This window comes from Streptomyces sp. NPDC004721, assembly GCF_053601495.1.
Window position 1 is genome coordinate 270905 of record NZ_JBSGBZ010000002.1, and the last position, 18521, is coordinate 289425.

The 18521-nt window shown below is 72.8% G+C and carries 15 protein-coding genes; 7 read left to right on the plus strand and 8 right to left on the minus strand.

Annotated features, from left to right (window positions below; genetic code table 11):
* Window positions 1-49: 49 nt before the first annotated feature.
* The 3 genes from ACWEK3_RS02945 to ACWEK3_RS02955 all read right to left on the minus strand — a co-directional run bounded on the left by ACWEK3_RS02945 (window position 50) and on the right by ACWEK3_RS02955 (window position 3895).
* On the minus strand, window positions 50-673 hold the full coding sequence (locus ACWEK3_RS02945; RefSeq protein ID WP_450538146.1) for a hypothetical protein: 624 nt from the start codon (window positions 671-673) through the stop codon (window positions 50-52).
* A gap of 141 nt (window positions 674-814) precedes the next feature.
* Window positions 815-2644: a glycoside hydrolase family 3 protein gene (locus ACWEK3_RS02950; RefSeq protein WP_453248750.1), complete on the minus strand. Its 1830-nt coding sequence runs from the start codon at window positions 2642-2644 to the stop codon at window positions 815-817.
* A gap of 342 nt (window positions 2645-2986) precedes the next feature.
* Window positions 2987-3895, minus strand: a complete 909-nt coding sequence (locus ACWEK3_RS02955; protein WP_453248751.1) for a LysR family transcriptional regulator — start codon at window positions 3893-3895, stop codon at window positions 2987-2989.
* 95 nt (window positions 3896-3990) lie between these two features.
* On the opposite strand from ACWEK3_RS02955, the gene ACWEK3_RS02960 reads away from it, so the two are divergent.
* A complete protein-coding gene (locus ACWEK3_RS02960; protein ID WP_450538151.1) occupies window positions 3991-4932 on the plus strand; it encodes an EamA family transporter in 942 nt (313 codons plus the stop codon).
* A 40-nt stretch (window positions 4933-4972) separates the two neighbouring features.
* Here ACWEK3_RS02960 and ACWEK3_RS02965 read toward each other — a convergent pair whose 3' ends face one another.
* The 3 genes from ACWEK3_RS02965 to ACWEK3_RS02975 all read right to left on the minus strand — a co-directional run bounded on the left by ACWEK3_RS02965 (window position 4973) and on the right by ACWEK3_RS02975 (window position 8394).
* Entirely contained in the window at window positions 4973-5773 is an 801-nt protein-coding gene (locus ACWEK3_RS02965; RefSeq protein ID WP_450538153.1) for a sugar phosphate isomerase/epimerase family protein, read from the minus strand.
* 18 nt (window positions 5774-5791) lie between these two features.
* A complete protein-coding gene (locus tag ACWEK3_RS02970) occupies window positions 5792-6724 on the minus strand; it encodes a bifunctional helix-turn-helix transcriptional regulator/GNAT family N-acetyltransferase (RefSeq protein WP_453248752.1) in 933 nt (310 codons plus the stop codon).
* A 620-nt stretch (window positions 6725-7344) separates the two neighbouring features.
* A complete protein-coding gene (locus ACWEK3_RS02975) occupies window positions 7345-8394 on the minus strand; it encodes a LacI family DNA-binding transcriptional regulator (protein ID WP_450538157.1) in 1050 nt (349 codons plus the stop codon).
* Between the two features lie 289 nt (window positions 8395-8683).
* Here ACWEK3_RS02975 and ACWEK3_RS02980 point away from each other — a divergent pair, with 289 nt between their 5' ends.
* Genes ACWEK3_RS02980 through ACWEK3_RS02990 form a run of 3 tightly spaced genes read left to right on the plus strand, consistent with a single transcriptional unit; the run spans window position 8684 to window position 11816 of the window.
* Window positions 8684-9835: a Gfo/Idh/MocA family protein gene (locus tag ACWEK3_RS02980; RefSeq protein ID WP_450538159.1), complete on the plus strand. Its 1152-nt coding sequence runs from the start codon at window positions 8684-8686 to the stop codon at window positions 9833-9835.
* The gene (locus ACWEK3_RS02985) at window positions 9832-10983 is read left to right on the plus strand and encodes a dihydrodipicolinate synthase family protein (protein WP_453248753.1); all 1152 of its coding nucleotides are present in this window, start codon (window positions 9832-9834) and stop codon (window positions 10981-10983) included. Before ACWEK3_RS02980 ends, ACWEK3_RS02985 begins: the two co-directional genes overlap by 4 nt.
* Window positions 10980-11816, plus strand: a complete 837-nt coding sequence (locus ACWEK3_RS02990) for a sugar phosphate isomerase/epimerase family protein (RefSeq protein ID WP_453248754.1) — start codon at window positions 10980-10982, stop codon at window positions 11814-11816. Before ACWEK3_RS02985 ends, ACWEK3_RS02990 begins: the two co-directional genes overlap by 4 nt.
* A gap of 156 nt (window positions 11817-11972) precedes the next feature.
* Here ACWEK3_RS02990 and ACWEK3_RS02995 read toward each other — a convergent pair whose 3' ends face one another.
* Window positions 11973-12875, minus strand: coding sequence for a ribokinase (locus ACWEK3_RS02995; protein WP_450538164.1), 903 nt, complete (start codon window positions 12873-12875; stop codon window positions 11973-11975).
* A gap of 87 nt (window positions 12876-12962) precedes the next feature.
* Window positions 12963-13979: a LacI family DNA-binding transcriptional regulator gene (locus ACWEK3_RS03000; protein WP_453248755.1), complete on the minus strand. Its 1017-nt coding sequence runs from the start codon at window positions 13977-13979 to the stop codon at window positions 12963-12965.
* A gap of 201 nt (window positions 13980-14180) precedes the next feature.
* On the opposite strand from ACWEK3_RS03000, the gene ACWEK3_RS03005 reads away from it, so the two are divergent.
* The 3 genes from ACWEK3_RS03005 (at window position 14181) to ACWEK3_RS03015 (ending at window position 18406) form a co-directional block, all read left to right on the plus strand.
* Window positions 14181-14393, plus strand: a complete 213-nt coding sequence (locus ACWEK3_RS03005) for a DUF4287 domain-containing protein (RefSeq protein ID WP_450538168.1) — start codon at window positions 14181-14183, stop codon at window positions 14391-14393.
* A gap of 259 nt (window positions 14394-14652) precedes the next feature.
* Window positions 14653-16863 carry an SF1B family DNA helicase RecD2 gene (gene recD2, locus ACWEK3_RS03010; RefSeq protein WP_453248756.1) on the plus strand — a complete coding sequence of 737 codons (2211 nt, stop codon included), beginning with the start codon at window positions 14653-14655 and terminating at the stop codon, window positions 16861-16863.
* A gap of 253 nt (window positions 16864-17116) precedes the next feature.
* Entirely contained in the window at window positions 17117-18406 is a 1290-nt protein-coding gene (locus ACWEK3_RS03015; RefSeq protein WP_225075241.1) for a citrate synthase, read from the plus strand.
* The last annotated feature ends 115 nt before the right edge of the window (window positions 18407-18521 follow it).

The following is an 18521-nucleotide window of genomic DNA, read 5'->3' on the forward strand; positions in this document are numbered from 1 at the left end:
GCACGCGCTGATCGACACGCGCTGACCATTCGGTGGGCTGCGCCCGGAGTCACAGTTTCCGGGCGCAGCCCACCGGTTCGTCGCCGCCGAGCCGGACGTACAGGGCGGTCGACGCCGGGCACTGGCCGCGGTCGCGCACCGCCCGCGTCACCAGGTACTCCGGTTTCCTCCCGCCCGTGCCGTCGCACGCGGTCTCCCGGACCTGGCCGCGGCCGGAGCCGTAGAGGCAGTCGCCGACGACGGTGCGCGGGCCGCCCCCGCCGCCGGGGTCGCCGGGGTGCGGCGGCTGGAGATTGCGCATGCAGGCGTAGCCCCGCGGGATCGCGCCGCCCTCCTGGCCGGGGGCGGCCGGCTGGGCGCCGATGTGCAGGACGAAGTCGGTGTCCGGCGGGCAGGGCGGGCCGTCGCCGGGTGGGCCGTCGTGGCGGGCGATCACCCTGGCCGCGGCCCGCTCCCCGGAACACGGCACCTCGGTGAAGCTCGACGTGCCGAAGGAACTGCACTCGCCCAGGCCGAGGAACACCGCGCCGTGACCGGGGGGCCGCGCGGAGGCCGGGGCGCCGCCCCGCTCCTGGCCGCCCGTGGACCCGGACGGCCGCCCGCAGCCCGTCAGCAGAGCCACGAGCAGCGCCGGCAGGGCGCACGCCACCCCCACGGACCATTTCCCGCGCATCGCCATCCCCCGGTCCACCCCCCGGCCCAGCGTGGCCCGCCAGAGCGGGGCCACGCCAGGCGCGCGGGGTGCTTCGGGCCAGTTGGCGGTGGCGCGCCGGGGGTGCGGCGTAAGCGCCGTACGCCCGGCGCGCGAGGGCGGCTAGTACGACAGGCCGTACCCGATGGGGTACAGGACCTGCGCCGGGTCGTCCGCCCGCTGGACCGGCACCGGGAGCCTGCCGTGCGGCCGCACCTGCCCTGCGATCACCCGTGCGGCGGCGCGCAGTTCCACGTCGGTCCAGGAGTAGGCCGCCAAGTAGGCCGGGACCGTGGGAAGGTGGGCGATGTCGTAGGGGTTGCGGATCGCGACGGCGATCACCGGGCGGCCGGTGGCGACGAGCCGTTCCACCAGCGTCTTCTGGGAGCTGCCCGCCGTGACGTTGTACGTCCCGATCACCACCGCGTCCGCGTCCTGCGCCGCGGCCACCGCCTTGTCGGCGGTCGCCGCCGACGGGGCGGTGCCCGTCGACAACGCCGTGGCCTGGAAACCGAGTTCCGTGAGGGCGGCGGCGAGCACTCCGGTGGGCGGGCCCGTGGTGCCCGACGGGGAAGCGGGGTCGGCGCCGACGACGAGCAGCTTGTTGTGGCTGCGGCGGGGCAGCGGCAGCAGGCGGCCCTCGTTGGCCAGCAGGGTCGTGGTCCGCTCGGCGACGCGGTCGGCCGCCGCCAGGTGGGTGCCGATGCCCACGACGCGGTCGACGTCCGCCTGGCTGACGTAGGGGTCGTCGAGCAGTCCCAGCTTCGCCTTCATCCGCAGGATGCGCAGGATCGACTCGTCGAGCCGGGCCTCGGTCAGCTCGCCGGCGCGCACCGCGCCCAGCACCGCGTTCCAGGCCACGTCCAGCGAGGGCGGGTTGAGCAACTGGTCCACGCCCGCCTTCAGCGCCAGCACCGGCACCCGGTCGTCGCCGTACTTGGTGCGCACGCCGTCCATGCCGAGCGAGTCGGTCACCACGACCCCGTCGTAGCCGAGTTCGCCGCGCAGGATGCCAGTGAGGACCGGGTGGGAGAGGGTGGCCGGGTCGCCGGAATCGTCCAGCGCCGGGAACTGGATGTGCGCGGTCATGATCGAGTCGATGCCGGCCTTGATCGCGGCCCGGAACGGCACCGCGTCCAGCTTCTCCCACACCTCGCGGCTGTGCGTGATGACCGGGAAGCCGTAGTGGCTGTCGGTGGCGGTGTCCCCGTGCCCGGGGAAGTGCTTGGCGGTCGCCGCCACCTTGGAGCTCTGGTAGCCCTTCACCTCCGCGGCCACCAGCCCCGCCACCGCGTCCGGGTCGGCGCCGAAGGACCGTACGCCGATGACCGGGTTGGCCGGGTTGACGTTCACGTCGGCGTCGGGGGAGTAGTCCTGGTTGATGCCGAGGGCGCGCAGCTCGGCGCCGGATATACGGCCCAGGGTGTGGGCGTCGGCGGGCGAGCCGCCCGCGCCTATCGCCATGGCGCCCGGGAAGAGGGTCGCGGGCTTGCCCACACGGCAGACGATGCCGTGCTCCTGGTCGGTGGCCACGAGCAGGGGCAGACCGCGCGGCTGCCCGAGGGCCGCCTGCTGGATCCCGTTGGACAGGTCGGCGATCTGGTGCGGGTTCCGGGTGTTGTTGGCCCAGGCGAAGTAGATGATGCCGCCGACGCGGTACTTGGCGATCAGCTCGGCGGCCGTGCGGACGCCGATCTCCTTGAGGTTGGCGTCGATGTCGGCCTGCGTCGGGGCGGTGGCCGAGTGGCCGTAGACCCGCATCACGAAGAGCTGGCCGACCTTCTCCTCGAGCGTCATCCGGGAGATGAGGGCACGCAGCTTCTGGTCGTTGTGGGAAGCGGCGTGGGCGGTGCCGGTGCCCTGGACCGCCAGGGCGGCGGTGATGCCTGCGGTGGCGGCGAGGAGGGTACGTCTGGAGGGAAGTGCGGTGGTTCCCGTGCTGGTGTCGTGCACGTGCGCCCCTTCCGGAGGAGATCGGCTGGAGTACCACTGAAGGAAACTTCCGAGGAGTCACCAATATCCGGGAAGTTTCTGCCAGTCAAGGGAGTGCACAGGAACCGGTGGGGGCCGCCGCCGGCGCTGCCGGAGGGGGGCGCGCCGACGGCGGCGGGCTGCCGGCCGCGGTGCGGAGGAGAGGGTGGTCGGCGACCGCCGGCCGTAGGCGAGGCCGACACCGCACCGCGCGGACTCCTCCGGCAGCTCGCCGGTTGGACGGTCGGGAGCGGGGCCGGGTTCCCGGCCGGGCGCGGATTCCCGCACGTCGGTGCGGATGTGGCCGCGAGGGCTCAGCGGGGCTCAGCGGGCGGACACCTCGGGCCAGTGCTCCCGCAGGGTGCGCACCGTCTCCGCGATGGCCGGCCTCCGGGCGGCGCCCGTGCGCCACAGCGCGTACAACCGCCGTACGGGCATGGGGTCCAGCGGCACCTCCACGACCCCCTCGGGCAGCGGGCCCCGGCCCAGGCGCGGGATCAGCGCGACGCCCAGGCCCGCGGCGACCAGGGCGACCAGGGTCGGGTTCTCGTCGGCCTGGTGGACCACGTTCGGCTCGTGTCCGGCGGCGCGCAGGGTGCGCAGCAGCCAGTCGCTGCACACCCGGCCCGGCGGCTGGCAGATCCACCGCTCGCCGCCCAGCTCCTCGCGCCGTACCCCCGTCCGTCCCGCGAACGGGTGCCCGGCCGGCACCAGCAGGTCGCACAAGTCGTCCCCGATGACGGCCTGTTCCACCCCGGACGGCGCGGGCAGCGGGGCGATGTCCCAGTCGTGCGCGACGGCCAGGTCGACGGCGCCCTTGGCGACCAGGTCCACCGACAGATGCGGGTCGACCTCGCTGAGCCGGGTGTCCAGGGCCGGGTGCCGGCGGGCCAGGTCCGCGAGGACGCGGGGCATGAGCCCGCGTGCCGCCGAGGCGAACGCCGCCACCAGCAGCCGTCCGGCGGGCACCCCGCGCCGCTCCTCCAGCTCGGTCTCAGCGCGCTCCACGATCGCCAGCAACTCGCCTGCTGTGACGACTAGTTGGTGTGCCTCGTCGGTGAGCCGCACCCCGCGCCCCTCGCGTTCGAGGAGTACGGTCCTGGTCTCCCGCTCCAGCTTGGCGATCTGCTGCGACACCGCCGACGAGGTGTACCCGAGCGCGGCTGCGGCCGCCCCGACGGTGCCGTGCACGGAGACGGCGTGCAGGGCGCGGAGACGCTGGAGATCGAGCACGGTTCCTCCGACGGGCGAATGGTTAGCGGTGCTTCACTCAATGGTGCAGCAATCATCGCTGGTGCTTCACGGTCCGCGGAAGTGATCCTCGGTACATGCGACCTGCCCATGTCCTGCTCGCCGTCCTCGTCGCCGCCGTCTGGGGTGTGAACTTCACCGTCATCGAGGTCGGCCTCGGCCACTTCCCGCCCCTGCTCTTCTCGGCCCTGCGCTTCCTGGCGGCCGCGGTGCCCGCCGTCTTCCTGGTGGGCCGGCCGAAGGTGGCGTGGAAATGGATCGTGGCGGTGGGACTGGTGCTCGGTGTCGCCAAGTTCGGGCTGCTGTTCGTCGGGATGGACGCCGGGATGCCCGCCGGGCTCTCCTCCCTGGTGCTCCAGATCCAGGCGGTCTTCACGGCCCTGTTCGCCTTCCTGGTGCTGGGCGAACGGCCCACGGGCGTACGGGTGCTGGGCATGGGCGTGGCGCTCTCCGGCATCGGCGTCGCGGCTGTGGACGAGGGCACCGCGGGCCCCCTCGGCGCCTTCGCGCTCGTCGTCGCCGCGGCGGCCTGCTGGGGCGTCTCGAACGTCCTGACCCGCAAGGCGGCCTCCCCGGACGCGCTGAACTTCATGGTCTGGGTGAGCACCGTCCCGGTCCTGCCGCTGCTCGGCCTGTCGCTGCTGCTGGAGGGCCCCTCCCGGGACCTGGCCGCGCTGCGCGCCCTGGACTGGCAGGGCGCGGGCACGGTCCTCTACGTCGCCTGGATCACCACGGTCTTCGGCTTCGGCGCCTGGGGCTGGCTGCTGCGCCGCCACCCGGCCTCCACGGTCGCGCCGTTCTCACTGCTGGTCCCGGTCTTCGGCATGTCCTCGGCGGCGCTCTTCCTCGGCGAATCGGTGAGTCCCCTGCGCTGGTGCGCGGCGGCGCTGCTGGTCGGCGGGGTGGCGCTGACCTCGCTCGCACCGAGCCGCCGCGAGCAGCCGCCGGCCCCGGCCCCGGAGCCCGCCGTCCACGCCGAAGGCCCCGAGCCGTCGCAGCCCGCCGGGCAGCCGCGGTGAGGCCGGCGGCACCACCGGTGGCGGTCCGGCCCGGCCGAGGTCAGGCCGACTCGGTCAGCAGCCGGGCCAGATGCTCCCGCCCCGGACCGAGCAGGTCCGGCAGCGGTGCCGCCGCCTCGTACCAGCGCTTCTCGTACTCCCAGCACAGCCAGCCGTCCCAGCCGTGGCGGGTGAGGACCTCCACGCACTCGGCGAGCGGCAGGGCACCCGCGCCCAGGGGGAGGGGTGTCGTGTCGTCGGCCGAGGCGATGTCCTTGACCTGGACGTAGCCGAGGTACGGGGAGAGGGCGGCGAAGGTCTCCGGGGGCTGCTCGCCGCCCAGCCAGGTGTGCATCACGTCCCACAGGGCGCCGATCTGGCGGTGGCCGACCGGACCGAGGACGCGCAGGACGTCCGCGCCCGTGCGGTGCGAGTCGTGGGTCTCCAGCAGGATGCGGACGCCCAGGTCGGCGGCGTGCCCGGCGACGGCCGCCAGCCTCCGGGCGGCGAGGGCGTCGCTCTCCGGGGCCGGCCGCCGCGGATCCGCGCCGGGAAACACCCGCACGAAGGAGGCGCCCAAGTCTCCGGCGAGCTCCAGGAGTTCGCGGATCTCACGATCCACGGCCGCGTCGTCGCCGGGCGCGGCGACCCGCGGGTACCCGGCGAGCCCCAGGATCTCGACCCCGCCCGCCTCGAACTCGGCGGCCACCTCGGCCCGTTCAGTGGCCCCGAGCCCCGGGTGCACCGGCTCCTCGGGGTGGGCGCGCAGTTCGACACCGTGGTAGCCGTGCGCGGCGGCGAGCCGGACCACGTCCGGTACGGGCAGGCCGGGCACACCCAGAGTGGAGAAGGCGAACTTCATGGGCAGGGACCCTACCCGTCATGCGCCCGGTTCGCCCAGATTCAGCCGCCAGTCCTGGCCCACCAGATCCTTGCCGAAGGAGTGGTGCGGCTGCTCGGAGACCAGGACGAAGCCGTGCCGCTGGTAGATGCGGCGGGCGCTGCCGAGCACGTCGTTGGTCCACAGCACCAGGTCCCGGTAGCCGACCCCACGCGCGAAGTCGGCGACCGCCCGCACCAGCCGGTCGCCGATGCCCAGTCCGCGCGCCTCGGGCCCGACGAGCAGCAGCCTCAGCCGGGCGGTGGTCGGGGCCTCGTCCCGTACGCACATCACGCACCCCACCGGCCGCCCGTCGAGTTCGGCGATCCACACCCGCTCCAGGTCCGGGTCGTGGTCCTCGGCGAAGCCGGCGACGATCCTCGCGACCAGGCCCTCGTAGTCGGCGTTCCAGCCGTACTCGGCGGCGTACACCGCGCCGTTGCACTGCACGATCCAGCCCAGGTCGCCGGGGCCGGGCCCGCGCAGCACGACGTCCTCCGGCCGGGGCGCCCGCCCGTCGGACAGGATCTCCCGTACGGTGCGCATCGCGTCCGCCAGCCGCGGCCGGTCCGCCGGCGGTACGGAGAGCAGCAGCCGGCCGACGGACTCCCGCGCCCGCTCCTCCAGCAGGCCGGCGGCCTCCCTGCCCCGCGGGGTGAGGGTGACGCTCCGGCGCCGGGGATCACGCTCGGACGGCCCGCGCTCGACCAGCCCCTCCCGCTCGAACTTGTTGAGGATCCGGCTCAGGTACCCGGCGTCCAGCGAGAGTTCGGCCCGCAGGTCCGCCGCGTCGGTCCGGGGCGCGTGCGCGAGTTCGTAGAGGACCCGGGACTCGGTGAGCGTGTAGGGGGCGTAGAGGTGGCGGCCGTAGTCGAGGGCGCCGATGGCGTTGGTGTAGAAGCGGTTGAACGCGCGGATGTCCTGGACGGTCATGTGGGGCCCCGTGGGTGAGGGGTGGGATACGGCCACGGTTCCGCCACCGGCCCGGACAGCCCGGATACTTGACCCAGTCAGAGAAACCGCTCACCCCGAGGCTATCCCCGCAACGACCACCGGTCCACGCCTCGGCCCCACTCCGCCACACGCCCCGCGCGCTGCGCCCGCGGACTCGATCGGTGTCTCACGCCCGCGCGGCGTCTTACGCTTCGCTCGGTGCTTCACGCCTCGCCTAGTGCCTCACGCCCCGTGCGGCGCCTCACGCGCCGCTTGGTGCTCCCGCGACCCGCGCTCCTCAAGCCCCGCGGGACGTCTCACGCCCCGCCAGATGCCTCCGTCTCGCGCGGTGTCTCACCCCGTGGCGCCGCACGTTGCGGGATCCCCATGGGTTCGCGTGTGCCTCACGTTCCGCGAGGTGTGCCCGTGGACTCCCTCGGTGCCTCACGCCCCGCGCTCACGTCCCCGCGGGACGTGTCTCCTGCCCTGCGGGGTGTCTCCCGCCCGCCAGGTGCCTCCGCCTCCGTGCGATGTCTCACCCCGTGGCGCCGCACGTTGCGGGATCCCCATGGGTTCGCGTGTGCCTCACGCCGCGGGGTCCCCCTGGACCCGCGTGTGCCTCACGCCCCCCGCGGTGCCCCCGTGGACCCCCGCACCATCAGCTCTCCCGGGATCGTCGCGACGCCTCCGGACGGCGGCTCCTCGCGGCCCATCGCGATGCGGCCCGCGCGCGCCCCCGCTTCCGCGAGCGGCAGCCGGACCGTCGTGAGGGCGGGGACCGTGTCGACGCTGAAGGGCAGGTCGTCGAAGCCCGCCACCGAGACGTCCTGAGGGATGCGCAGACCGGACTCGCGCAGCGCGGCGCAGGCGCCCAGCGCGACGGAGTCGTTCGCGGCGACGACCGCCGTCAGGGACGGGTCGCGGCGCAGCAGCTCCAGGGTGCCCTCGTGGCCGGACGAGCGGTCGTACTGGCCGTAGACCGTGCGGCCGGGGTCGTCCTCGATGCCCGCCGCCGCCAGCGCCTCCCGGTGGCCCTCCAGGCGGTGGCGGGTGGTCGTCCGCTCCTCGGGGCCCGCGATGTAGCCCAGCCGCCGATGGCCCAGGGCGATCAGATGCTCCGTCAACCGCCGTCCGCCGCCCCGGTTGTCGAAGGCCAGCGCGATCGCCTGGGCGCCGGGCGCCGGCGGCCGCCCGCACAGCACCACGCGCGTCCCGGCGTCGGCCAGCTTGCGCAGCTTCGCCGAGACCGCCGCCGCGTGCGGCGCGTCCTCCACGGCCCCGCCGGTCAGCACCACCGCCGCCGCCCGCTGCCGTTGCAGCAGGGTCAGGTAGGTCAGCTCGCGGTCCGGTGAGCCGCCCGTGTTGCAGACCACCGCCAGCCGCTCCCCGCCGGCCCGGCCCCCGGGGCCGCCGATCTCCGACTGGATGGCGCTCGCCATGATCCCGAAGAAGGGGTCGGCGATGTCGTTCACCAGGATGCCGACCAGGTCGGAGGTCGCGGCGGCGAGCGCGCTCGCGGGGCCGTTGAGGACGTAGTCCAGCTCGTCGACCGCCTTCAGCACCCGCTCCCGGGTGGAGGCGGCGACCGGGTAGTTGCCGTTCAGCACGCGCGACACCGTCGCGGGAGAGACCTGTGCGCGGGCCGCCACGTCCGCCAGGGTCACCGTCATCTCGTCGTCCTCCGGTCGCGCATCTCGTCCTCGTACGTGCCGTGCTCAGCCGGTACGTGCCACCCGCGGTCCGCCGTCGGGGATGCGGCCGCTCAGGGTGTCGAGCAGACCTTACGGCCACCTGGCCCACCCGTTCGCCCCCTCGAACCACCACGTCCTGGACGGGCTCTTGTCCGGACCGCTGTCCAGAGGCTAGCTTCTCTGTGTATAGAAAGCGCTTGCTGCAACGCTCACCAGTGCGACCACCGGGGGCGTACGCGGCGCGTGGACCGCGTACGAAGGGACTGACGTGACACGCAAGACGGTGCGGATCGCCATGAACGGCGTGACCGGTCGCATGGGGTACCGCCAGCATCTGGTCCGATCGATCCTCGCCCTGCGTGAGCAGGGCGGACTCGACCTCGGCGACGGCACCGTGCTGTGGCCGGAACCGGTCCTGGTCGGCCGGCGCGAGCACGCCCTGCGGGCGCTCGCCGAGAAGCACGGCCTGGAGCACGTCTCGACCGACCTGGACGCCGTCCTCGCCGACCCGGCCGTCGACATCTACTTCGACGCGCAGGTCACCTCGGCCCGCGAGGAGGCGATCAAGAGGGCGATCGCCGCCGGCAAGCACGTCTACACCGAGAAGCCCAGCGCCACCGGCCTGGAGGGCGCCCTGGAGCTCGCCCGGCTCGCCCGCGAGGCCGGCGTCAAGCACGGCGTCGTCCAGGACAAGCTCTTCCTGCCCGGACTGCTCAAGCTGAAGCGGCTGATCGACGGCGGCTTCTTCGGCCGGATCCTGTCCGTGCGCGGCGAGTTCGGCTACTGGGTCTTCGAGGGCGACTGGCAGGACGCCCAGCGCCCGTCCTGGAACTACCGCGCCGAGGACGGCGGCGGCATCGTCGTCGACATGTTCCCGCACTGGGAGTACGTGCTGCACGAGCTGTTCGGCCGGGTCACCTCCGTACAGGCCCTCGCCGCCACCCACATCCCCCAGCGCTGGGACGAGAACGGCAAGCCCTACGAGGCCACCGCCGACGACGCCGCCTACGGCGTCTTCGAGCTGGAGGGCGGCGTGATCGCCCAGATCAACTCCTCCTGGGCGGTCCGCGTCAACCGCGACGAACTCGTCGAGTTCCAGGTGGACGGCACCGAGGGGTCGGCCGTCGCCGGCCTGCGCAACTGCCGCGTCCAGCACCGCTCCGCCACCCCCAAGCCGGTCTGGAACCCCGACATCCCCGCCACCGAGGCCTTCCGCGACCAGTGGCAGGAGGTGCCCGACAACCAGGACTTCGACAACGGCTTCAAGGCCCAGTGGGAGCTGTTCCTCAAGCACGTCTACGCGGACGCCCCCTACCACTGGGACCTGCTCGCCGGCGCCCGCGGCGTCCAACTGGCCGAGCTGGGCCTGAAGTCCTCGGCCCAGGGCCGCCGCCTCGACGTACCGGAGATCCAGCCGTGACCATCCGACTGCCCGGCGCGGGCGGGGCGCTGCGGACCTACGAGCCCCGCACCGAGCCGCTCGCCCCCACCCCCGGCACGCCCTTCACCTCCCGCACGGTCTTCTCCGCGGCGCACGTCGTCGCCGACCCGTTCGCCGACGCGTCGCCCGACTCGCCCGCCGCCGTCGACTGGGACGCCACCCTCGCCTTCCGCCGCCATCTGTGGGCCCACGGGCTCGGCGTCGCCGAGGCCATGGACACCGCGCAGCGCGGCATGGGCCTGGACTGGGCGGGCGCGGCCGAGCTGATCCGCCGGTCCGCTGCCGAGGCCCGCGGTGTCGGCGGGCGGATCGCCTGCGGCGTCGGCACCGACCAGCTCACCGGCGGCTCGCTCGCGCAGACCCGGGCCGCGTACGAGGAGCAGCTCGCCGTCGTGGAGGAGGCGGGCGCCCAGGCGATCCTGATGGCCTCGCGCGCCCTGGCGGCCACGGCCGAGGGCCCGGAGGACTACCTGGAGGTCTACGGCCACCTGCTCCGCCAGGCCGCCGACCCGGTGATCCTGCACTGGCTCGGCCCCATGTTCGACCCGGCCCTGGAGGGTTACTGGGGCTCGGCCGACCTGGACGCGGCCACCGACACCTTCCTCCAGGTCATCGCCACCCACCCCGACAAGGTCGACGGAGTGAAGATTTCGCTGCTGGACGCCCAGCGGGAGATCGACCTGCGCCGCCGACTGCCGCAGGGCGTGCGCTGCTACACCGGCGACGACTTCAACTACCCGGAGCTGATCGCCGGCGACGAGCAGGGCTTCAGCCACGCGCTGCTCGGCATCTTCGACCCGCTCGGACCGCTGGCGGCCGAGGCGGTACGGGTCCTGGACACCGGGGACGTCAAGGGCTTCCGCGGCCTGCTCGACCCCACGGTCGAACTGTCCCGGCACCTCTTCCAGGCCCCCACCCGCTTCTACAAGACCGGCGTGGTGTTCCTGGCCTGGCTCGCCGGGCACCAGACGCACTTCACGATGGTCGGCGGCCTCCAGTCGGCCCGCTCCCTGCCGCACCTCGCCCGCGCCTACGAACTCGCCGACGGACTCGGCCTGTTCCCGGATCCGAAGCTCGCCGAGGAGCGGATGAAGAACCTGCTGTCGCTGTACGGGGTGAACCAATGAGCGCGGGCCTGGAACGCTTCTCGATCAACCAGATGACGGTCAAGCAGCTGTCACTGCCGGAACTGGTCGACATCTGCCTGGAGTTGGGAGTGCCGGGCGTAGGCCTGTGGCGCGAACCGGTGCGGGCGTACGGGGTGGAGGCCGCCGCCAAGCTCGTACGGGACGCGGGCCTCACCGTCACCACCCTGTGCCGGGGCGGCTTCCTCACGGCGATCGACCCGGTCGAGCGGGCCGAGGCGCTGGGCGACAACCACGCGGCGATCGACGAGGCAGCGGCGCTCGGCACGGACACGCTGGTGCTGGTCTCCGGCGGACTGCCCGCCGGCAGCAAGGACCTGCATGGGGCCCGTGAACGCATCGCGGACGCCCTCGCCGTCCTCGGCCCGTACGCCGCCGAGCGCGGTGTCCGCCTGGCCATCGAGCCGCTGCACCCCATGTACGCCGCCGACCGCTGCGTGGTCTCGACCCTCACCCAGGCGCTCGACCTCGCCGAACGCTTCCCCGCCGGCCAGGTCGGCGTCACCGTCGACACGTACCACATCTGGTGGGACGACACCGCTCCCGAGCAGATCGCGCGGGCGGGCGCGGGCGGCCGCATCCACACCTTCCAGCTCGCCGACTGGACCACCCCGCTGCCCGAGGGCGTGCTCAACGGCCGCGGCCAGATCGGCGACGGCTCGATCGACATGCGGGAGTGGAAGCGGTACGTGGAGGCGGCCGGCTACACCGGCGCCATCGAAGTCGAGCTGTTCAACGAGGAGTTGTGGGCCAGGGACGGACGGGAGGTACTGGCGGAGACGGCGGACCGGTTCGTGGAGCACGTGATCCGATGACCGTCTGACGCAGGCGAAGAGCCGAGGGGGCCGGGTCGACGGACCGGGCCCCCCTCGAAGCCGTTTGGGCGCCGCACCCCCGGACAGGTCCCGGACGAACACCCGCACGGCTCAAGTCGGACGCCCCGCACCGCTCAAGGCGAACACCCCACCCCCTCAAAGGGCGTCGACCTCCGCCGCCGTCGGGTAGGACTCCTGCGCGCCCCGCCGGGTGACGGCGACCGCGCCGACCCGGGCCGCGTAGGCCGCCGCCTCCTCCAGGGACGCGCCCGCGCCCAGCCGCCAGGCCAGCGCCGCGGTGAACGCGTCGCCCGCGCCCGTGGTGTCCACGGCGTCCACCTTCACGGACGGGACCCGGGCGACCCCGTCGGCGGACGCCACCAGCGCGCCCTCGCCGCCCAGCGTGACCACCACCGAGCGCGGGCCCAGGGCGAGCAGGTCCCGCGCCCAGCTCTCGGGGGTGTCGCCCGCCTCGGCGCCGCCCAGGAGCACCTTCGCCTCGTGCTCGTTCACGATCAGCGGGTCGCAGGCCTTCAGGAGTTCCTGCGGCAGGGGGCACGGCGGCGACGGGTTCAGCACGAAGCGGCTTCCCGGCGCGAGGTTCCGCACCGCCTCCACGACCGTCTCCAGCGGGATCTCCAGTTGCGCCGAGACCACCCGGGAGGCGCGCAGGAGGGCGCCGGCCGCGCGGACGTCCTCGGGGGTGAGCCGGCCGTTGGCGCCCGGCGAGACCACGATGCTGTTGTCACCGGACGGGTCCACCGTGATCAGCGCGACCCCGGTGGGCGCCCCGCCGACCAGCACGCCCGCCGGGTCGACCCCGGCCGCGCGCTGGGCGTCGAGCAGCAGCCGGCCGTGGGCGTCGTCGCCGACCCGGGCCAGCAGCGCCGTCCGGGCCCCGAGCCGGGCGGCGGCCGCGGCCTGGTTGGCGCCCTTGCCGCCGGGGTGGACGCTCAGATCGGAACCGAGCACCGTCTCCCCGGCGGCGGGTCGCCGCTCGACACCGATCACCAGGTCGGCGTTGGCCGACCCCACGACCAGGAGGTCGTAGTCGTACATGTGCGCTCTCTCCTTACGGGGGTGATTCACGAGGGGGCCGCCACGGGGCTGATGCATGAGGGGGCCCGGACGACTGGCGGAAACCGGTCAGGTCGCCGTCACCGCGTCGCCGCCCGGCTCGCCGCAGGAGCGGCGTACGACCAGCCGGGCGGGGAGGGCGACGGATCGCGCGGGCCGTCCCGCTATGCGGTCGACCAGGGCGCGTACGGCGGCCCGCCCCAGCTCGCCGGTGGGCTGGGCGATCGCGGTGATCGGCGGGTCGGTGTGCGGGAACCACGGGATGTCGTCGAACGCGGCCAGCGCGATGTCGTCGGGCACCCGCAGCCCGCGTGCGCGGATGGCGTCCAGCGCGCCGAGCGCCATCAGGTTGTCGGCGGCGAACACGGCCTCGGGAGGCTCGGGCAGCCCGAGGAAGCCCTCGGTGACCCGCCGGCCGCTCCCGGCCCTGAAGTCGCCCTGGCCGACGTACGTGTCCGGGAGCGGGAGGCCGTGGGCGGCCAGCGCCTCGCGGAACGCCTCGACGCGCTCGCGGCCGGTGGTGGTGGCCGCGGGGCCCGCGATGATCGCGAGCCGCCGGTGGCCGAGCCCGTACAGGTGCGCGACGAGATCCCGTACCGCCGCCTGCCCGTCCGAGCGGACGACGGGCACGTCCACGCCCTCGATCCACCGGTCCACGAACACCATCGGCGTGCCCGCGCGCGCGGCGTCCAGCATCAGCGGGGAGCCGCCGTCGGTGGGGGAGACCAGGAGGCCGTCGATACGGCGGTCGAGCAGGGTCCGTACATGGTGGTCCTGGAGGCCCGGCCGCTCGTCCGCGTTGCCGATGATCACGCTGTAGCCGAGGGCGCGGGCCTCCTCCTCGACGGAGCGGGCCAGCGCGGTGAAGTACGGGTTGAGCACGTCGCTGATGACCAGGCCCAGGGTGCGGGTCCGGTGGGTGCGCAGGGACCGGGCGACGGCGTTCGGGCGGTAGCCCAGTGCCTCGACGGAGGCCAGCACGCGTGCGCGTGCGTCGGTGCTGACCGACGGGTGCTCGTTCAGGACGCGCGAGACCGTGGCGACGGACACGCCCGCCGCGGCGGCGACGTCCTTGATGCTCGCCATCGCCGTTCCACCTCTCCTCGTGGAATCGATTACACAGCCGATTGGAAACGATTACACGTGCCGGCCGCAAGGGCCCGTTGCCGGATCGTTGCCCTTCGGGGCCCGGGGAGTGGCGCGAAATCGCCCCCGTCCGAGCGATGAGTCCGCCCTCCGGCGTCAGTCATCACACACGACAACGTCCGCCACAGGAAGGCACCCGCCATGTCCGCCGCCGCCAAGGGCCCCGCGAGCTACTTCCCCTCCATCGAGAAGAAGTACGGCCGGGCGATCGCCGAGTGGAAGGAGCTCATCCGCTCCTCGCCGCTGACCAAGCACATGGAACTCGTCAACTGGCTCAAGTCCGAGCACGGCCTGGGGCACGGCCACGCCAACGCCCTGGTGGCTCACACCCTCGCCGAGGGCAAGGCCGGATGAGCGGCGGGCTCCGCCGCCGGCCCGGCCGGCGGGCCCGTCGGCGTGGAGCCGGACCGCCCCGGCTCGCCCGGCGGGGCTGTCACAGCCCGGCGGTACCGTCGGGTCATGACCACGGAGGCGAGTCGGAGCGGGCAGGCCGGTGCCGGGGAGCGGCGTCCGGCCGTGCTGGAGGGCGTGCTCGAGCGGATCCCACATCACCAATCCAGCGTGACCTGCGTCACAAGGGGGTGGTGATGTGGAGCAGTCGAGCCGTCCGGCGTTGGCCGAATTGCATGGCGTCCTGGAGCGGATCACGTACGCCAACGAGGAGAACGGCTACACGGTGGCCCGCGTCGACACCGGCCGGGGCGCCGGTGACCTCCTGACGGTCGTCGGCGCGCTGCTCGGCGCCCAGGTCGGCGAGTCGCTGCGGATGGAGGGCCGCTGGGGCTCCCACCCGCAGTACGGCAAGCAGTTCCAGGTGGACAACTACACCACCGTGCTCCCGGCCACCGTCCAGGGCATCCGCCGCTATCTCGGCTCCGGCCTGGTCAAGGGCATCGGGCCGGTCTTCGCCGACCGCATCACCCAGCACTTCGGCCTGGACACCCTGAAGGTCATCGAGGAGGAGCCCAAGCGCCTGATCGAGGTGCCCGGCCTCGGCCCCAAGCGGACCAGGAAGATCGCCGACGCCTGGGAGGAGCAGAAGGCGATCAAGGAGGTCATGCTCTTCCTCCAGACCGTCGAGGTCTCCACCTCGATCGCGGTGCGCATCTACAAGAAGTACGGCGACGCGTCGATCTCGGTGGTGAAGAACCAGCCGTACCGGCTGGCCGCCGACGTCTGGGGCATCGGCTTCCTGACCGCCGACAAGATCGCGCAGTCCGTCGGCATCCCGCACGACAGTCCGGAGCGGGTCAAGGCGGGCCTCCAGTACGCGCTGTCGCAGTCCACCGACCAGGGCCACTGCTTCCTGCCCGAGGAGCGGCTGATCACGGACGCGGTCAAGCTCCTCCAGGTGGACACCGGGCTCGTCATCGAGTGCCTCGCCGCACTCGCCGAGCCCCCCGAGGACGGCGCCGACCCCGGAGTCGTACGCGAGAAGGTGCCCGGCCAGGACGGCGGCGAGGCGGTGACGGCGATCTACCTCGTGCCCTTCCACCGGGCCGAGCTGTCCCTGTCCGCCCAGCTGCTGCGCCTGCTGCGCGCCGACGCCGACCGGATGCCCGCCTTCCGGGACGTCGCCTGGGACAAGGCGCTGACCTGGCTGAAGGGCCGTACGGGGGCCGACCTCGCCCCCGAGCAGGAGGCGGCGGTCAGGCTGGCGCTGACCGAGAAGGTGGCCGTGCTGACCGGCGGCCCCGGCTGCGGCAAGTCCTTCACGGTGCGCTCGATCGTGGAGCTGGCGCGGGCCAAGAAGGCCAAGGTGGTGCTGGCCGCGCCCACCGGCCGGGCCGCCAAGCGCCTGTCGGAGCTCACCGGCGCCGAGGCCTCCACCGTGCACCGCCTGCTGGAGCTCAAGCCCGGCGGGGACGCGGCCTACGACCGGGACCGCCCACTGGACGCCGACCTGGTGGTCGTGGACGAGGCGTCCATGCTGGACCTGCTGCTGGCCAACAAGCTGGTCAAGGCCGTGCCCCCGGGCGCGCACCTGCTGTTCGTCGGGGACGTGGACCAGCTCCCCAGCGTGGGCGCCGGCGAGGTGCTGCGCGACCTGCTGGCGGACGGCAGCCCGGTGCCCGCCGTCCGCCTCACACGCGTCTTCCGCCAGGCCCAGCAGTCGGGTGTGGTGACCAACGCGCACCGGATCAACGCCGGGCAGCATCCGCTGACCGACGGAATGAAGGACTTCTTCCTCTTCGTCGAGGACGACACCGAGGAGGCCGGCCGGCTCACCGTGGACGTGGCGGCGCGCCGGATCCCGGCCCGGTTCGGGCTCGACCCGCGCAGGGACGTGCAGGTGCTCGCGCCCATGCACCGGGGCCCGGCGGGCGCCGGCACGCTGAACGGCCTGCTCCAGCAGGCGGTCACCCCGGGCCGCCCCGACCTGCCGGAGAAGCGGTTCGGCGGCCGGGTCTTCCGTGTCGGAGACAAGGTCACCCAGATTCGCAACAATTACGAGAAGGGGGAAAACGGTGTCTTCAACGGCACCGTGGGCGTGGTCACCTCGCTCGACCCGGTCGACCAGCGTCTGACGGTGCTGACGGACGAGGACGAGGAGGTGCCGTACGAGTTCGACGAACTGGACGAACTGGCGCACGCGTACGCGGTGACCATCCACCGCTCGCAGGGCAGCGAGTATCCGGCCGTGGTGATCCCGGTTACCACGGGCGCATGGATGATGCTCCAGCGCAACCTGCTCTACACGGCGGTGACCCGGGCCAAGAAGCTGGTCGTCCTCGTCGGCTCGCGCAAGGCCATCGGCCAGGCGGTGCGCACGGTGTCGGCGGGACGGCGCTGCACGGCGCTGGACTTCCGCCTCGGCGGCTGAAAACCGCCGTCCCGTGGGCCGGAAGCCGCCGCCTGACGCCATGTCACAAAAAATGATCGATCAAATGAGTCGTAAAGGTCACACAGCACTTCCCGTGGCCGGAGCGAGGGGGCAGGATGAACAGGTTGACGGCACTGAGTGCCGCCAATGGGCCCAATGGTCGACCCCGAGTGCACTCTCCTGAGCCAAATGGGGGATGGTAGAGACAGTCAGGGCACCTCGAAGATGAGGCACTACGTCGGTGAGGGAAGACGTGAGCGACAACTCTGTAGTTCTGCGGTACGACGGCGGCGAGTACACCTACCCGGTGGTCGACAGCACCGTCGGCGACAAGGGCTTCGACATCGGGAAGCTGCGCGCCCAGACCGGTCTCGTGACCTTGGACAGCGGATACGGCAACACGGCCGCCTACAAATCCGCTATCACCTATCTCGACGGTGAGCAGGGCATCCTCCGGTACCGCGGCTACCCGATCGAACAGCTGGCCGAGCGCTCAACCTTCCTGGAGGTGGCCTACCTGCTGATCAACGGTGAGCTGCCGACCGTCGACGAGCTCACCTCGTTCAAGAACGAGGTCACGCAGCACACCCTGCTGCACGAGGACGTCAAGAACTTCTACACGGGCTTCCCCCGCGACGCCCACCCGATGGCGATGCTGTCGTCGGTCGTCTCGGCGCTGTCGACCTTCTACCAGGACAGCCACAACCCGTTCGACGAGAAGCAGCGCAACCTCTCCACGATCCGCCTGCTCGCCAAGCTCCCGACGATCGCGGCGTACGCGTACAAGAAGTCGATCGGCCACCCGTTCGTCTACCCGCGCAACGACCTCGGTTACGTCGAGAACTTCCTGCGCATGACCTTCTCGGTGCCCGCGCAGGAGTTCGAGCCGGACCCGGTCGTGGCCGCCGCGCTGGACAAGCTGCTGATCCTGCACGCCGACCACGAGCAGAACTGCTCGACCTCCACGGTCCGCCTGGTCGGCTCCTCGCAGGCCAACATGTTCGCCTCGATCTCGGCCGGCATCAGCGCCCTGTGGGGCCCGCTGCACGGCGGCGCCAACCAGTCCGTCCTTGAGATGCTCGAGGGCATCCGCGACTCGGGCAACGACGTCGACACCTTCATCCGCAAGGTGAAGAACAAGGAGGACGGCGTCCGCCTGATGGGCTTCGGCCACCGGGTCTACAAGAACTTCGACCCGCGCGCCAAGATCATCAAGGCTGCCGCGCACGACGTGCTCTCCGCGCTGGGCAAGGAGGACGAGCTCCTCGACATCGCCCTGAAGCTGGAGGAGCACGCCCTGTCCGACGACTACTTCGTCGAGCGCAAGCTCTACCCGAACGTCGACTTCTACACCGGCCTGATCTACCGGGCCATGGGCTTCCCGACCGAGATGTTCACGGTCCTGTTCGCCCTCGGCCGGCTGCCGGGCTGGATCGCCCAGTGGCACGAGATGATCAAGGAGCCGGGCTCCCGCATCGGCCGCCCGCGCCAGATCTACACGGGCGTGGTCGAGCGCGACTTCGTCCCGGTCGAGGAGCGCTGAGCCTCCCGGCGGCGCCATTGGCCCCGTAGCGTCACCCGGCCCCGTATCCCGCGCGAGTTCGCGGGTGCGGGGCCTCGTGCTGTGCGGAGCGCCCCGGAGGCGTACCGGTACGGGA

Excerpts from the sequence above, each read along its gene's own strand:
- ACWEK3_RS02965 (WP_450538153.1), bottom strand. The coding sequence starts at position 5,773 with ATGAAGTTCGCCTTCTCCACTCTGGGTGTGCCCGGCCTGCCCGTACCG.
- ACWEK3_RS02975 (WP_450538157.1), bottom strand. The coding sequence starts at position 8,394 with ATGACGGTGACCCTGGCGGACGTGGCGGCCCGCGCACAGGTCTCTCCC.
- ACWEK3_RS02960 (WP_450538151.1), top strand. The coding sequence starts at position 3,991 with ATGCGACCTGCCCATGTCCTGCTCGCCGTCCTCGTCGCCGCCGTCTGG.
- ACWEK3_RS02990 (WP_453248754.1), top strand. The coding sequence starts at position 10,980 with ATGAGCGCGGGCCTGGAACGCTTCTCGATCAACCAGATGACGGTCAAG.
- ACWEK3_RS03000 (WP_453248755.1), bottom strand. The coding sequence starts at position 13,979 with ATGGCGAGCATCAAGGACGTCGCCGCCGCGGCGGGCGTGTCCGTCGCC.
- ACWEK3_RS02945 (WP_450538146.1), bottom strand. The coding sequence starts at position 673 with ATGCGCGGGAAATGGTCCGTGGGGGTGGCGTGCGCCCTGCCGGCGCTG.
- ACWEK3_RS03005 (WP_450538168.1), top strand. The coding sequence starts at position 14,181 with ATGTCCGCCGCCGCCAAGGGCCCCGCGAGCTACTTCCCCTCCATCGAG.
- ACWEK3_RS02995 (WP_450538164.1), bottom strand. The coding sequence starts at position 12,875 with ATGTACGACTACGACCTCCTGGTCGTGGGGTCGGCCAACGCCGACCTG.
- ACWEK3_RS02970 (WP_453248752.1), bottom strand. The coding sequence starts at position 6,724 with ATGACCGTCCAGGACATCCGCGCGTTCAACCGCTTCTACACCAACGCC.